Annotated in this window: 16 protein-coding genes; 14 read left to right on the top strand and 2 right to left on the bottom strand. The window is 41.5% G+C overall.

Features of this window, described 5'->3' with window-relative positions; translation table 11 throughout:
- Positions 1–133 precede the first annotated feature (133 nt).
- The 8 genes from MUG87_RS03025 to MUG87_RS02990 all read left to right on the top strand — a co-directional run bounded on the left by MUG87_RS03025 (position 134) and on the right by MUG87_RS02990 (position 7684).
- Complete coding sequence (locus MUG87_RS03025; protein ID WP_247085406.1) at positions 134–1090, top strand: peptidyl-prolyl cis-trans isomerase; 957 nt, start codon at positions 134–136, stop codon at positions 1088–1090.
- 66 nt (positions 1091–1156) lie between these two features.
- A complete protein-coding gene (locus MUG87_RS03020) occupies positions 1157–1909 on the top strand; it encodes an N-acetylmuramoyl-L-alanine amidase family protein (RefSeq protein ID WP_247085404.1) in 753 nt (250 codons plus the stop codon).
- A gap of 47 nt (positions 1910–1956) precedes the next feature.
- Complete coding sequence (locus tag MUG87_RS03015) at positions 1957–3282, top strand: TolB family protein (protein WP_247085402.1); 1326 nt, start codon at positions 1957–1959, stop codon at positions 3280–3282.
- Positions 3283–3296: 14 nt separating this feature from the next.
- On the top strand, positions 3297–4226 hold the full coding sequence (locus MUG87_RS03010; RefSeq protein ID WP_247085400.1) for a M23 family metallopeptidase: 930 nt from the start codon (positions 3297–3299) through the stop codon (positions 4224–4226).
- A gap of 27 nt (positions 4227–4253) precedes the next feature.
- Complete coding sequence (locus MUG87_RS03005; RefSeq protein WP_247085398.1) at positions 4254–5450, top strand: hypothetical protein; 1197 nt, start codon at positions 4254–4256, stop codon at positions 5448–5450.
- A 296-nt stretch (positions 5451–5746) separates the two neighbouring features.
- On the top strand, positions 5747–6028 hold the full coding sequence (locus tag MUG87_RS03000; RefSeq protein WP_247085396.1) for a hypothetical protein: 282 nt from the start codon (positions 5747–5749) through the stop codon (positions 6026–6028).
- Between the two features lie 136 nt (positions 6029–6164).
- The gene (ilvA, locus tag MUG87_RS02995; protein ID WP_247085394.1) at positions 6165–7424 is read left to right on the top strand and encodes a threonine ammonia-lyase IlvA; all 1260 of its coding nucleotides are present in this window, start codon (positions 6165–6167) and stop codon (positions 7422–7424) included.
- 50 nt (positions 7425–7474) lie between these two features.
- Positions 7475–7684, top strand: coding sequence for a hypothetical protein (locus MUG87_RS02990; protein WP_247085392.1), 210 nt, complete (start codon positions 7475–7477; stop codon positions 7682–7684).
- Positions 7685–7715: 31 nt separating this feature from the next.
- On the opposite strand, the gene MUG87_RS02985 is transcribed toward MUG87_RS02990, so the two are convergent.
- On the bottom strand, positions 7716–9041 hold the full coding sequence (locus tag MUG87_RS02985; RefSeq protein ID WP_247085390.1) for an ArsB/NhaD family transporter: 1326 nt from the start codon (positions 9039–9041) through the stop codon (positions 7716–7718).
- A gap of 240 nt (positions 9042–9281) precedes the next feature.
- Between MUG87_RS02985 and MUG87_RS02980 the strand changes: the two genes are divergently transcribed.
- The 3 genes from MUG87_RS02980 to MUG87_RS02970 all read left to right on the top strand — a co-directional run bounded on the left by MUG87_RS02980 (position 9282) and on the right by MUG87_RS02970 (position 11398).
- Complete coding sequence (locus MUG87_RS02980; protein ID WP_247085388.1) at positions 9282–9629, top strand: YojF family protein; 348 nt, start codon at positions 9282–9284, stop codon at positions 9627–9629.
- A 12-nt stretch (positions 9630–9641) separates the two neighbouring features.
- A complete protein-coding gene (bshB2, locus tag MUG87_RS02975; protein WP_247085386.1) occupies positions 9642–10304 on the top strand; it encodes a bacillithiol biosynthesis deacetylase BshB2 in 663 nt (220 codons plus the stop codon).
- A gap of 170 nt (positions 10305–10474) precedes the next feature.
- Entirely contained in the window at positions 10475–11398 is a 924-nt protein-coding gene (locus MUG87_RS02970; RefSeq protein WP_247085384.1) for an SH3 domain-containing protein, read from the top strand.
- A gap of 29 nt (positions 11399–11427) precedes the next feature.
- Here the strand turns inward: MUG87_RS02970 and MUG87_RS02965 are convergent, their stop codons facing one another.
- Positions 11428–12930, bottom strand: coding sequence for a phytoene desaturase family protein (locus MUG87_RS02965; RefSeq protein WP_247085382.1), 1503 nt, complete (start codon positions 12928–12930; stop codon positions 11428–11430).
- 111 nt (positions 12931–13041) lie between these two features.
- On the opposite strand from MUG87_RS02965, the gene MUG87_RS02960 reads away from it, so the two are divergent.
- The 3 genes from MUG87_RS02960 (at position 13042) to MUG87_RS02950 (ending at position 14883) form a co-directional block, all read left to right on the top strand.
- Positions 13042–14112, top strand: coding sequence for a glycosyltransferase family 2 protein (locus tag MUG87_RS02960; RefSeq protein WP_247085380.1), 1071 nt, complete (start codon positions 13042–13044; stop codon positions 14110–14112).
- Between the two features lie 5 nt (positions 14113–14117).
- Positions 14118–14576, top strand: a complete 459-nt coding sequence (locus tag MUG87_RS02955) for a glycosyl-4,4'-diaponeurosporenoate acyltransferase CrtO family protein (protein WP_247085379.1) — start codon at positions 14118–14120, stop codon at positions 14574–14576.
- A 67-nt stretch (positions 14577–14643) separates the two neighbouring features.
- Positions 14644–14883: a YuzF family protein gene (locus tag MUG87_RS02950; protein ID WP_247087470.1), complete on the top strand. Its 240-nt coding sequence runs from the start codon at positions 14644–14646 to the stop codon at positions 14881–14883.
- The last annotated feature ends 61 nt before the right edge of the window (positions 14884–14944 follow it).

Here is a 14944-nt window from a genome sequence, read left to right as displayed (position 1 = left end):
GAAGAAAATGATTTTCGTCGTGTTTGTATTTTTGAAATTATTTTACAAAATTGTTGTAAAACGGTAGAATGGTTTGTAATATTAAGGGTAAGGACGTCTATTATTTAAAAATGTATATGTTAGGGGGAGAGAAGTGCAATTTAGAAATATATATATGACCGGTCTTGTTTTAATTGGTTGTATCACATTGTTTTTGTTATACGTTCAGCTTTTCTATAGCCCCTTATTATATATAACAGGTGATACAGTTGTTCGAAGGGCAGATTGGGAACGTGTCAGTCATATGTATGGGAACATGATGACAAGGCAAGAGGAGTTTTTAAAACAACGAAGTCTGGAAGATGTAGTCCTTCATTACGCAAAACAACAACAAATTATAGTTAACGATGAAGCAGTTAAAGCACAAATGAATCAACTTGGTTCTAACAAGACCGAGCGAATTAAACAGTTAAAATCTTTGGGTATGACTGAAGAAGAAAGCTATCAAAATATTTATAGAGCAATGACCGGATTTCAAGTGAAGCAACAGTTGACAAAACACATTACTGTTTCAGAACAAGAGATTCAAAGTGTTTATCAACAAAATATAGAGGCATTTTCTGTTCCTGAATTGCGGACAATTAAATACATACATATCAAAAACCTTCAAAACAAGCATGAGCTCGATAGATATTTTCTGAGTATTGAATCTTTTAAGGATGCTTATGAAATTGTGCAGCATCCTAGTATACAAAAAGGGTTACAAGAGCTTGTGAGCATAGCGCAGTTACAAGGCGAACTATCGAAACCAATTGCAACTTATATGTTTCAAGCACCAGAAAATCAACTAATTGGTCCTATTCAGGATATCGAAGGACAAATATGGTTTTATGTCGAAGCCGTGCAAAAACCTCAAATTTTACCACTACCCACTGTGAAGGCAAAAATTCATTCTACTATTCTTCTTGAAAAACAAACAGCGTTCTTTCAAAAATGGTTGAAGACACAGAAGAAAGTGCAACATTATAAAATCTTTCCAGGCAATCTCAAGCGTCATCAGCTCATTTCCTTTTGGTTTGACTTGCCTCATCATGTAATGCTTTTGTTGTAGCATAAATTAGCTATGCGAGACGCTTGTCGTTTCATATAGAGTATTGAAATGGAGAGGGGATACGAGATGAAAAAATCAAATGCATTCATTACTGGTTTACTGTTGGTCGGTCTTGCTTTCACACCAGAGCATGCTATTGCCCAAAAAGCTGATAAGGGACCGACAATCGCACCCGAAGCAGGTTGGGAAGTTGCGCCACCGCCAACAAATTATAACCCAACACTGAAACAAAAGCTTGATCAGTTTACAAATAAGTACAATTTAGGTACAGAAGCTATTGTCAACCCCATTATTGTACTGGATCCAGGACATGGTGGCAGTGACCCAGGTGCCATCGGAAACGGCGTGCAGGAAAAAGACATTGTATTGGATACCGCCCTTCGCTGTAAAACATATTTGCTAGCAAATTATCCTGCTACTGTGTATATGACACGTAGCACAGATACAACTGTATCGCTCGAAAGTCGGGTCGCGTATGCGAACAATGTCGGAGCAAATTTCTTTGTATCTATGCATAACAACAGTTATTCCACATCTACACCGAGTGGACTGGAAACGTACAATTATTATGGAAGTACGAACGGAAAGGCACTCGCTCAGGCTACATACGATAAGCTGAAAGCATCTTATTCTGTACTGCGCGGCGTCAAGGAAGCTGGTTTTTATGTTCTCAAATATACGAATATGCCTGCAACGTTAGGTGAAACGGGCTTTGTCAGCAATCCGACTGATGCAGCCAATCTTGCAAGTCCTTCCTTCAGGCAAAATCTTGCGGTGCAATATGCACAAGGTATGCACACCTATTGGTGGGGTTTTTAAGTCGTAAACACACAGATGTACGGAATACATGAACAGGAGGACTGTTGATGAAACGATTTTTTAATAAAAAAGGAACGTTTGTTATTTTTCTTGCTGCCGTAGCGGGGATTGGGAGCACAACCCTATGGCAACAGCAAGCATCTACCGTTTCATACGGCAAAAGCATCGCTGAGCAACCAGTTTATATCGTGGCTGAAAGTGGTAGCAAAATTGTGTTGGGGACACGTCCTAATCTTAAACAGCTGCAGAAGTTGAGTGGGCTGTTAGCAAACGGAAAACAGCAAAATGGTGTGAATCAGTCTGTATATCAACCGAGCTTGTTTACAATTAAAAATGGTCAGAAAGTAAACTATAATAACAGCAAAGAACAGGTAATCTATGTTGATCCCGCAACTGCTGAAAAGCATAATTTAGATGTGCGATTCATTCAAACTGTAGCAGAAACATTGTATATCGCTGAGCCGGAGAGTGGTACACCAGTATTGCATGTAAACCCTGTTAATGCACAGGAAGCGGTATTTGAACATAATTTTGGTTTATTTCTGTTTCAAGGTAAGGAAAAGAAAGTCACGCCAATGGGAGATCATGCAGGCCGAAAAGCCGCATTTGAAAATAAACATGTATACGAAGAGAAAATGGCTGAGATTGTCAAGGGGCAAGGCCATATTGATGAGGAGCAGCATGAGCATGTGGTTATTCACTGGGCTACGCAACCCAAGTGGTCACCAAATGGTCAACAAATTGCATTTTTTTCAAATCGAGATCACCTTTTGGCACATCCAAACGGTACTTCTATTTGGGTATATGATATAAAAACACAATCTGAAAAATCAGTATATAGTGTGTCTGGTAATAAAGCTGTACGCTTGCTCGGATGGACGGCAAGTAATCACATTCTTGCGGAAGAGTATACCGTCAAGGAAAATGCAGCACCTGAAGTTGCGCTCATTTCCTTACATCCACAAACGGGTAGTAAGCGTGTTATCAGTGACGGTCTGTTTGTTGCGCAAAGTGATGACCGAAAAGACATAGTCGTCTCTAAAGGCATCCCTGGCGAAAACGCTCTTTATTTGGTCAATGAAGCTGGAGCGGCACATGTATTATTTAAAGAAAGCGCAACGCAAAAGCTGCGTTCGTACCAAGCGGACTTTTCAACGGACGGTAAAAAAATTGTAACAGACATAGCGGATGCGAGGGGAAAGCAAAGCTTGGTTGTATATGATGTAAATAAAAAGAAGAAAGATTTGCTACCGCTGCCTTCGGGGCAACAACTAAGTCAGGAAGTGAAATGGGTGGGGGCGGATTTACTTGTATCATTTGAGAATTTGAGTACAGCCACATCGGAAACATTACTTATGTCTGTGGATGAATAGTGGAGGAGAGCGCGATGAGAAGAATATGCGTCCAAATATTGATGGTAGTGATGTTGTTTTCACTGGTAAGCGGTCAGGTTTATGCTATCGATTATACCATTGTATTCGGCAATACGACGACAGGAGCAGGAACAATTAACCTTGGTAATCCGCATAGCTCCATTTTCACGGTCACAAGTAAATTCAATCAGCCGCGCGATACCGGTCCTGGTACAACTAACCCTCATAACGGTGTGGATCTCGGTTCTTCGTATGGCGAGCCGGTCTATGCGATTTGGAATGGATGGGTATTGTCAGCGAGCATGGCAAATCATGAGATGTTCATGTATTTAGACCTGAACAATGACGGATTAAAAAATGATAATGCGCATGTAAAGTTTGATCATCTTTCCAATATTTTTGTGACAAGCGGTTACGTCACAAAAGGAACGAAGGTTGCAGCAACAGGAGATGAAGGCGGAGCCTTTGCCCCGCATTTACATTTTGGTGTACGAAAAGACTTAAATGCGGATGGTGTGTCTGATGTATGGGTAAAAAATGAACCTTATTATCGTACAGTAGCTGCGTGGGATTATGGCAAAATGCTTGATTTTATTAGCTATTCCACTTTTACAAATAATGTAGCTTCTGTATATGCTTATGCCCATTCTGAGGTTGGTAAACAATCCATTAACTTCGGACATGTAATTTTCTTCCATAGAAAAGTAGGTGCAAGCACTTGGGTTGCTTCTACTGGTGCAAAGAATGGCGACCAGTTTACCTATAACTTTACTGGTGTCTATCCAGCAGGGACACAAATACAATGGATGGTACGAGGCGTCCGATCAAATATTGTAGGAACAGATTATTATTGGGCATTTTCACCACCAAAATTTAAACAACCAGATTTTGATCCAAATGCAACAGCGTATAAATTTGATTATTATACAAATATAATACAATGAAAGACGCAATAGAAGGGGAGAGGCACGATGTTAAAAAGAAAAAGGAATGTGATTTCTCTTGTAGTGTCTGTCTTATTATTCGGTTGGTGTGCAGTTGCGACAGCTGCGACAGTTCCAAGTGTTTCCTATGTGAAAACAGGCGAACGTTCCCTTATTTTTGTTAATAATCCTGAACAAATTTATACTGAGGATTTAGGTGACAGTACATTAGGTGATAAAAGTATTTATCGGGACACACTCGTGCCCGGTAAATATCGTAATTTCTTTGAACATGTGAATCGAACAGGGTTGACCATTGGTTTTGGTATTCAACTGTATAACCCTAACTCTTATGCAGTAAATGTAACTGTGTACGGTGCAGGCTATGAAGCGAGTGTATATGGAGGTAGACCGTTTGCACAAATGTTCAGTAACTATTCATCCTTAGGTACTGCTTATTCCATTCCTGCTGGAGGAAGTTACTGGGTTATGCGCAAGGATAATTCTGTGCCAAATGGGAGCTTTTTTAGTGGAGTAATTGATTTTGATATTAGTGGGGGCCAAGTTATTATAAATAACATAGCTTACCGGAGCTTCTCAGCGCTTGACGGCTCTACCTCATACATGGGATATGTGCAACGGATAGAAACTGATGGAACTCATGAAGCGCGTGTATATAAAGGAATGAGCCCGTATTCAGAAGTGGTGGCATCTAATGTAAATTTCACGATTAGCAATACAGACGTAAAAGGCATACTGGCTGTGCAGCATCCAAACTATAATCTTGTAAGTGGAACCTTTGGAAATACTGTTATTCGCACGGACGGATGGGTATCCAATATTGGCCCCTCATTTAACAGTAATGCTATCACTAGTGATATGCTTTCTTTTAATATGCCAGGCTGGGGAGCAGTAAGCTGCTTAGCGCAATCTGATGGTGAAGGCAAATACGGCAATCTTGGAAACTGGGGTGTTGTATACACAATTAAAGGAACAGTTACCAATACAGGAAGCACAACGCGACATCTTTCTGTAAATTATAAAGGAAATTCATCAGCTAACGCATTCATCGCTTATCGAGGCAGTGATGGTGTTTGGCGCAGTACGCAAGTGACACCTGGAAGCAATATTCAATATTATACTTTTTCTGTTTTAGGAAATACGTCAGTTTCCTATGAAGCCAAGTTTGTAATCGGAGGACCAAGTGCGGGGAATATTGTACAGTCAATTTCTTTAAATAATTAATTCATAACAGAGGCAGTGCAGTGTTGTGCTGCCTTTTAGATATATTGTAGGGAAAGGAAAGTTTTTTTACTGACGCAAACAATGATTATTATGACAGACCGCTTACAACGAATTTTGCAAACTACTGAACAAGAAGCACAGTCTACCGTGCAATCGGCTCATTTACTCATCATTTTGAAATGGCTATGCTCTGGAACATATAAAAAGAAGATCTTTGCTTACAGCTCCAAACACTAAACTTTTTGGTGCAATCGTCCTATTTTACGTTACCAGTTGTACCGTAAGTAGTACGTGTGATGGAGAAAGTGCAATTTTATATGAGGCGCTATGGAAAAATGTATCTAAATGAGGGTCATCTTGTGCAAGCGCTTGTGACAAAAGATGTATTACAGATAAATGATAACGATAAAAATATTATGTTAACAATAGGTGCATCTGCCCGCGATATGATTGTATATCTCGGAGATTATGAGTTTCCAGCACATGTCACACAAGTGTATGAGCTAGTTGCGCATGATGAGCTAGAGGAACAAAGTCGTCGTCATTCCCTCCTATCATCTGTAATGCTAAGTGTGTGAAAAGGACTCACACGCTCTTTTTATGTAAATGGAAGTACACAAATAATTTTCAGATAATAAGCAGAAAACAATTTCAATTATTTTCTGAATATTGTATAATATTCAACATAAATTCAAACACAAGGCGGGTAAAGCGATGAAAGATGTGAAAGAGCGGGTTAAAATTGAAGATATTTTGGTTGCCCAGCAGAAATTGAAAGATATCGTAAACCATACACCGCTGCAGCGCGATTCGATTTTATCGGAGCGATACGAATGCGATGTGTATTTAAAGCGCGAAGATTTACAGGTTGTCCGCTCGTTCAAAATTCGCGGTGCCTACAACTGCATCAGTCATCTTACCGAAGAGGAAAGAAGCAGAGGCGTTGTATGTGCAAGTGCAGGCAATCATGCGCAGGGAGTAGCGTATACGTGCCGCAAGCTTAACATTTCCGCCAAGATTTTTATGCCAAACACAACACCGAATCAAAAGGTATCACAGGTTCGTTTTTTTGGCGGCTCTTCCGTTGAGGTAATCCTGCGAGGAGATACATTTGATAGCTCTTATAGCGAAGCTGTTGCATATGGAGAGCAGCACGGCTTGACGTTTATTCATCCGTTTGATAATCCGCATGTGATTGCTGGTCAAGGTACCATCGGTGTTGAAATTTTACAAGATATCAATCGTTCTGTTGATTATGTGTTCGCTGGTATTGGCGGAGGTGGATTGGTTTCCGGTCTTGGTACATATATAAAAGGTGTGAGTCCTGCGACGAAGCTGATCGGTGTGGAACCGTTTGGAGCTGCTTCTATGAAAGCTGCGTTAGAAGAAGGAAGCGTGGTAACGTTATCACAAATCAGTTCCTTTGTGGACGGCGCAGCAGTAAAGCGTGTTGGCGCATTGCCGTTTGATATAGCCCAACAATTACTTGATGATATTGTTGTTGTCCCGGAAGGTCAGGTGTGCACGAGTATTTTGGAGTTGTATAACAAAAATGCGATTGTTGCCGAGCCGGCTGGCGCATTGTCGATTGCGGCGCTCGAAACATACCAGGAGCACATTCGTGGTAAAACGGTAGTTTGTGTGATTAGTGGTGGTAATAACGATATTGAGCGCATGCAGGAGATGAAGGAACGCTCGCTAATTCATGAAGGGCTCAAGCATTATTTTATCATAGCTTTTCCGCAGCGGCCGCGTGCGCTTCGTGAGTTTTTAGATCGCGTGCTTGGACCGAATGATGATATCACTCGCTTTGAGTATACGAAAAAAAGCAACAAAGATAATGGTCCGGCGCTGGTTGGGATTGAATTGAAGTGTAAGGAAGACTACGCACCACTCATTCTCCGTATGCAGGAGCAAGGTGTACAGTATATGGAAATTAATCAAAATCCGACATTGTTTAATCTTTTGGTATAGAAAGGTTTTTATCCCATTATGTAGAAATACATAAAAAGGGGATGATATGTATGCGTGAGGAGAAGAGGCTTGTAGAACGCGATATCCATGAGTTGCGAGAGAGTGTAGGAAAGCTCGAAGCAACAGTTCACGCACTGCAAGCAGAGCTATGGGAGCTGCGGCATGAAAAGAAGCCTATGCAGTGGAACGCCGCAGCAATTGGACAAATTGGCGGCTTGATTCTAGGAGCAATTGTACTTCTCGGTATTTTTTGGAGATGAAAAGAGATGGTCAAACGACCATCTCTTTTCACTACATCAAATAACGAATATAAATATAAAGATGCGAGAGCAGCAGAGAAAGAAGCATGAGCGGCAAACCAATAGCCAAAAATTGTAGATAGCTAAAGCTATGTCCTTCACGGCTGGCAATACCGGCTACCACAACGTTAGCTGATGCACCGATTAAGGTACCGTTTCCGCCCAAACAAGCACCTAAGGAAAGCGCCCACCACAGCACTTCAATTTGTGCGGAATCCGCGGAAAGCCCTAGTCCCGTTGCTAAATCTTGAATGAGTGGGATCATTGTAGCGACAAACGGAATATTGTCAATAGTAGCAGATGCAATCCCTGACACCCAAAGGATAAGAAGAGCAGTGAAACCAATATCGCCATTTGTGATGTGCAAGACCTGCTTTGCAAGTGCTTCAATAAGACCAACATCTACTAAGCCGCCAACCAATACAAATAGACCGGCGAAAAAGAAAATTGTAATCCATTCAATATGGGCAAACACACCCTCGATTTCCTGTTCTTTCACTGCGATCAGCATAAGCACTGTAGCACCGGTGATGGCGATTACAGCGGCATCGGCATGAATGATACTATGAAGTAAAAATCCTATGATTGTAAGTCCTAGTATAGAGAGCGACTTAATCAGTAATGGGCGGTTACGGATACAGTCAGCTTCGTTCAGTGCCATTAGCTCTGCGATTGCCTCAGGTGTAGCACGTAATTTGTTTCGATATAAGAAGTACAATATACTAAGCGTTACAATTGAAATGACCACTACAATGGGCGCTAAGTTGAAGAGAAACGCATTAAAGTCCAAGTGTTTGTTAGAAGAACCAATCATGATATTTGGGGGGTCGCCAATGAGAGTAGCTGTTCCTCCAATGTTGGCAAATAACACTTCTGCTATAAAATAAGGCACAGGATTTACTTGTAACATGTGCGTCACGGATAAAGTGACAGGAACGATGAGCAATACAGTTGTTACATTGTCTAAGAATGCCGAGCCAATGGCGGTAAGCAGTGAAAGTAACAGCAAAATAGAAATAGGTTGTCCTTTTGCTGTTTTCGCTGCTTTAATAGCTATAAATTCAAATACGCCGGATTTGCTAGTAATATTTACGAGAATCATCATGCCAATCAATAAAGTGATGGTTTCCCATTGTATGTGATTATGAAAGGCCTTTTGTGTGTTGACAATTCCAAGAAGCATCATGATACTTCCGCCAAGAAGCGCAATGACAGCGCGATTGATTTTTTCTGAAATAATAACGCCGTATGTGATGAGGAATGCACCAATTGCGGTATAATATTGCCAATTTGCCACCGCGTGAGCTGTATGTTCCAATGTTTCCACCCTTTTCTTTGCTTTTATAGTAATTTTTTCTATTGTAACAAAATAAAGGAGGAAATAGAAATAGGGGCGGAAGATACAGGAAGATACCGTTATATAGGGTATAATTAGGTATATAAAGGAATTCAGAATGAAATAAGAGAAGTAAGCATAAACATTGCACTCTTCTTAGAAGTATGTAAAGCTAGTACAGTAAAGCATGTCTATTCATGCGAAAAGCAAGGAGGAAAAAACGTGGAGCGCATTTACGATAAAGAAGTAGTTCATAATGAGATGCAAGCGTTTGTGAACGAAGAGGTGTATTTGCATCTGGAAACGACAAACGGCGCTTATGCGTCCCATTTTAACGATAAAATGATGACAGTCGGCGCGTTTATTCGAAACGTGCGTATTACGTTTGAGCGCGGATCAATTGCAGGTACGTATCCGTATCGAGTCGGCTTAAAGCTGAATGGTGGCTGGGTATATGCAGAAGGTATTACGCATTATGAAAAAGATGAAAAAGGCCGCTTGTTGCTTGCCGGTCATAATGATAAAGGTCAGCTTGCAGTAGCTTTTCAACTAAGCAAAACACCGTTTTAAGGAGGAAAACACATGGAGCGTCATGTATTGGTCGTGTTTCCGCATCCGGATGATGAATCCTTCGCGGCGGGCGGAACAATTTCAATGTATACGAAAGCAGGTATTCCGGTAACATACGCGTGCGGTACATTAGGGCAAATGGGCCGCAATATGGGTAAGCAGGTATTCGCAAATCGCGAGACAATGCCTCAAATTCGAAAGAAGGAATTACAGGATGCATGTGCGGTAATGGGGATTCAAGACTTGCGCATGCTTGGTTTCCACGATAAAATGCTTGAGTTTGAAGATGTGGAGTTTGTTGCAGATCGCATTGAGGAAATCATCCGTGAAGTGAATCCATCTCTTGTGATTACGTTTTATCCAGAGCACGGTGTTCATCCGGACCATAACGCCTTTGGTCGTGCGGCTGTACGTGCAGTGGAGCGTATGCCAAAAGGAGAGCGCCCCGTTATTCATGCAGTAGCAATTACCAAAAACCGGACTGAAATACTGGGTGAACCAGATGTTGTGGTGGATGTGCGCGATGTGTTTGATCAAAAGCTCGCTGCGCTGGCAGCACATCGTTCACAAACAGAGGCGATGATGGAAGAGACAAGAGCAAAGCTAAAAAACAAAGACGTGCAAACTGTACAATGGCTGCAATTTGAACGCTTTTATACGTATAAACATAACTAAAGCCGGATTCAACCGGCTTTTTGTTTTTTACGAAAGAGTATACATTTCGACTTTTATTACAATTTTGTAAAAAGGTAATAACAAAGTCTATCATTCTATGATGTTCGCTATTTCCCTATGATATAATCAATCTCGATATATAGCATACATAACTAGGGGGAAAGGCAATCATGAAAAAAGCATTAGCTATATCTTTGGCGACAGCCGGTTTATTACTTACGCAAGGGGGAGCAGCTACTTATGCACAAACGCCGATTGTGCAAGGACAAACCGCAAAAGTTACTGCTTCAGCATTAAATGTACGTACTATGCCTTCTGTACAAGGTCAAATTCTTGGTAAACTACCACAACACACAACCATCACCGTGAATGGTATGATAAATGGCTGGGCGAAAATTTCGTATCAAGGAAAAGCAGCTTATGTGAACGCGCAATATATACAATCAACAACGCAAGCCGTACAAGCATTGACAGTACAAGCATTCGTTACCGCACCAGAACTCAATGTTCGCACACAGCCTTCTATTAACGGGGCGATTATTGGAAGGTTACCAAAAGGAGCGGCTGTGACTATTAAACAAAAGTACACAAACGGTTGGGTGCAAATTGTATACAACGGCAAGGCTGCTTATGTAAACGGTGCTTATGTAACAACGACAAAACCATCAACAACAGTACAAACAAAGCCAACAAAACCAACAACAAGCACAAGTCAAATGAGCGCGTATGAGTTAAAAGTAGTGGAGCTTACAAACGTCGAACGTCAAAAAGCTGGGTTAAACGTACTGCAAATTGATACAAACTTAAGCAAAGTTGCAAGACTGAAATCAGAGGATATGTTAAAAAATAATTATTTTAGTCATACGAGCCCAACATACGGTTCACCGTTTGATATGATGCGTGCAAACGGCATTACATATCGCGCGGCAGGTGAAAATATCGCGATGGGACAACGTACACCAGAAGAAGTAGTAAAAGCATGGATGAATAGCCCAGGTCACCGCGCTAACATCTTGAACAATTCCTTTACACATATTGGTGTAGGATATGTAGCGGATAAAAATATTTGGACACAACAGTTTATTGGTAAATAAAAAACGCGGGTATTCCCCGCGTTTTTGTGTTATCCAATCGAACGCTGTTGATGACCATGGTCTTCAGTGACAAGGTCCGCTGTTAGCTGACCGGATAGTGTCACCATCGGCACACCGCCACCAGGATGCGTAGATCCTCCTACAAAATACAGATTCTCCACTACTTTGCTGCGGCTTGGAATTTTAAAGCCGCCGTTTAATTTTCTATCGGTGACAACACCATAGATAGAACCGCCGTTTGCGCCGTATAGCTCGCGTAAATCATCAGGCGTGAAGATATATTCAAATTCAATGTGAGATTTGAGAGAAACTCCCATGCGTTCGAGCTTTGTTAGAACGAGCTCGCGATATTCTTCCTTACGCGCCGCCCATGTTTCACCGTCCTTGAGCGGTGGAACGTGTGTTAAAATAAACAGATTTTCTTTCCCGGCTGGCGCTTGAGATGGATCGGACTTAGAGGAGACACCAATGTAAATCGTCGGATCGTCCGCTGGCACACCTTCATTAAAGATTTGATGAAACTCACGCTCTGGATTTTCTGAAAAGAAAAAGTTGTGGTGGGCAAGCTGCTTGTATTCTTTGTCTACGCCAAGAAGCAGAACAAGTCCAGATACAGTCGGTGCGTATTTTTCCAAATCTTTTGCTGCCTTTTTAGACATGCCGTATTCATCCAAGATACTGTTATAAGCAGGGATGGCTTCTAGATTAGAAACGACGATGTCGGCAGCTATCACTTCACCCGATTCAAGACGAACACCAGTTGCACGCGTGCCTTCTGTTAAAACCTGCTCCACCTTCGCATTTGTTTTCATCTCTACACCAAGTTCGTCAAGCACCTTCAGCATACCTTTTGCAATATTGTACATACCGCCCTGTACGTAATAAATGCCAAGGCCGAGCTGTACATAAGAAAGCTGAGATAAAATAGCCGGTGCATGATATGGCGAAGAGCCGATATACATAATTAAAAAGTTGAACAGCTGCTGAATTTTTTCGTTTTTAAAATGTTTTTTCGTGATTTGATCCATACTTTTCATTGGATCCATGCTCATTAACTCTTTCAGTGTATGTAAAGAACGTAGCTCAGACAAACCGTCTAGACTTTGTTTATAGAAGCTTTTGGTACTAAGCTCGTACATCCGGCTACAATAATCCATATAGGCAAAAAATGACTCTGCATCTTTTGGATCCACTTTTTTCAATTCTTCCAGCATAGCTGGTAAGTCGCCAATGAAATCAATCGTTGTACCATCTTTATAAAATGTCCGCCATTGCGGCTCGACACGGACAATTTTCATATAGTCATGTACGTTGCGATTCACGCTCTGAAACAGCTGCTCGAGCACCCAGGGCATAGTTAAAATAGAGGGGCCGGTATCAAAGGTAAAACCCTTCCCGCTTCGAACGTTCAATTTACCCCCAGCACGCTCATTCTTTTCTAATACGGTTACACTATATCCTTGTCCCGCCAATTTCATTGCTGTGGAAAGCCCCCCCAGACCGCCACCTACAATCACAACTTTTTTTTTCATTTTGAAATCCTCCTTATAAATAAACCAAAATCAGACTACACTGCATGTATAACAACTGTTTTGACAGAAAAACAAAGAATTATACTTCCAACAGGAAAGGGGAAGAAGCGGATGTTTTTGATAATGATAGTATCCGTTTTTATCGGCGTTATGTTGCTAGCATATATTCCGGATTGCGTACGGCGCAGAAGCTTGATAGAAGTAAAGAATGTGACCATTATTATCCCAGCACGTAATGAGGAGCGCAATATTGGACGCTTGCTGATGTCGCTTCAGGATCAGATGTATCCACATGTCGAGGTATTAGTGATGGATGATGGCTCTACAGATGAAACTGCTGTCATTGCAAAGCGCATGGGCGCGAATGTTATTTCATTACCGCCGCTCCCAAGTGGCTGGCAAGGTAAGGCATGGGGATGCTGGAACGGCGCCAAAATGGCTCAAGGAGAGATTCTTATCTTTTTAGATGCAGATACGGTGTTAGAGGGCGAGGGAATACGTCATCTTATTGCAACGTATTATGAATGCCGAGCGACCGTTTTGTCTGTGCACCCCTATCATAGAATGGTGCGACCGTACGAATTTTTCTCTTCTTTTTTTCATCTGTTGTTATTTAGCGCTTTGCGTGCCTTTCATATGTTTGGGAACAAACAAAAAGCGATTGGTGCGTTTGGACAGTGCCTTATTTGTAAACGAGGAGATTACTTTAAATTTGGGGGACATCTAGCTGGAAAAGGTGAACTGCTTGAAAACATGACACTAGCGCAGCGCGTTCTGCAAGCAGGGGGAAAAGTGGCCTGTGTAAGCGGAAGAGGAGCTATTTCCATGCGGATGTATCCAGAAGGTTTCAAAACCTTTGTGGAGGGCTGGAGTAAAAGTTTTGCAAAAGGAGCTAGCGGTACCAATCCATGGCTGCTTTTATGGATCGGGTTATGGATGAATGGTATTGTTACCTCATGCTTGCATTTGGGTGAACAAGGTGTGTTTGTGTTTTATATGTTGTTTGTCGCACAGGTCTATTGGATGCTGCGGCGCATTGGCAATTTTGGCATCATCACCGCTTTGACATATCCGTTGCATGTTATGGTGTTTTTGCTTGTATTTGCGCTCTCATGTATAAAACTGTTTGTACATCGAAATGTGTCTTGGAAAGGTCGCACAATTTCAACGAAAAAGGAATGATGGACATGAACGGGATCATCCTAGCAGATATCGGTGTTTGGGTTTTTATCCATCTTTTTATTTCATATAGCTGTGTAAAGCTTGGGACAATACCTTTTGAAGGGGATTATTGGCTCTACCGCGAACGAAGTTGGGAAAAGAATGGTCGCTTGTACGAAAAACTTGGTGTAAAGCGCTGGAAACAATGGGCACCGGATGCTAGTCGTTTGTTTAAGGGAGGCTTTCACAAAAAGAACCTGCGAAATATGACTGAGGAGCATTTGCGAGTATTTCTACTGGAAACAAAACGGGCGGAACTGGCGCATTGGCTGCCGATTCCGTTTGCGTTTCTTTTCTTTTTATGGAACGAGATAGTGGTGGGGTGGGCTATGGTCATATATGCTCTATGTTTGAATATACCACTTATTATCATTCAGCGTTATAACCGCATTCGCTTGTCACGAATTTTACACAAGCAAAAATAGGCACATGTATGACTCTGTGTTCATACACTGAATCGAATGAATGACAGAGGGGAGATGTGTCATGTATATGGACCATGATTTTCGCAACGGTTATCAGTTAAAAGGAGAAGTTGTTTCGTCAGTAGATCCGTATGTTGTGCAAACATTACAATCCGTTGTAGGTAAACGGCTGGTTGTAGATACAGTACGCGGTGCAGTAAGAGGTGTACTAAAAGATGTCAAGCCTGATCACATCGTTATTGAGGAGAAAAACGCACCGTTTTTTGTTCGTATTCAGCAAATCGTTTGGATTATGCCAGAATTGTAAGGTATGAAACAACCCCTTCTTTTCATAGAAACATAGAGACGGTTATGATGAAAAGGAGGAA

Origin of the sequence: Ectobacillus sp. JY-23 (genome assembly GCF_023022965.1) — a bacterium.
Lineage (GTDB): Bacteria > Bacillota > Bacilli > Bacillales > Bacillaceae_G > Ectobacillus.
The sequence above is the reverse complement of the archived record's forward strand: the minus strand, read 5'-3'. Positions and strand labels throughout refer to the sequence as shown.

Coding starts and splice junctions, on each gene's coding strand:
- MUG87_RS03020 (WP_247085404.1), top strand. CDS start 1,157: ATGAAAAAATCAAATGCATTCATTACTGGTTTACTGTTGGTCGGTCTT.
- MUG87_RS03015 (WP_247085402.1), top strand. CDS start 1,957: ATGAAACGATTTTTTAATAAAAAAGGAACGTTTGTTATTTTTCTTGCT.
- MUG87_RS03010 (WP_247085400.1), top strand. CDS start 3,297: ATGAGAAGAATATGCGTCCAAATATTGATGGTAGTGATGTTGTTTTCA.
- MUG87_RS03005 (WP_247085398.1), top strand. CDS start 4,254: ATGTTAAAAAGAAAAAGGAATGTGATTTCTCTTGTAGTGTCTGTCTTA.
- MUG87_RS03000 (WP_247085396.1), top strand. CDS start 5,747: ATGGAGAAAGTGCAATTTTATATGAGGCGCTATGGAAAAATGTATCTA.
- ilvA (WP_247085394.1), top strand. CDS start 6,165: ATGAAAGATGTGAAAGAGCGGGTTAAAATTGAAGATATTTTGGTTGCC.
- MUG87_RS02990 (WP_247085392.1), top strand. CDS start 7,475: ATGCGTGAGGAGAAGAGGCTTGTAGAACGCGATATCCATGAGTTGCGA.
- bshB2 (WP_247085386.1), top strand. CDS start 9,642: ATGGAGCGTCATGTATTGGTCGTGTTTCCGCATCCGGATGATGAATCC.
- MUG87_RS02970 (WP_247085384.1), top strand. CDS start 10,475: ATGAAAAAAGCATTAGCTATATCTTTGGCGACAGCCGGTTTATTACTT.
- MUG87_RS02965 (WP_247085382.1), bottom strand. CDS start 12,930: ATGAAAAAAAAAGTTGTGATTGTAGGTGGCGGTCTGGGGGGGCTTTCC.
- MUG87_RS02960 (WP_247085380.1), top strand. CDS start 13,042: ATGTTTTTGATAATGATAGTATCCGTTTTTATCGGCGTTATGTTGCTA.
- MUG87_RS02955 (WP_247085379.1), top strand. CDS start 14,118: ATGAACGGGATCATCCTAGCAGATATCGGTGTTTGGGTTTTTATCCAT.
- MUG87_RS02950 (WP_247087470.1), top strand. CDS start 14,644: ATGGACCATGATTTTCGCAACGGTTATCAGTTAAAAGGAGAAGTTGTT.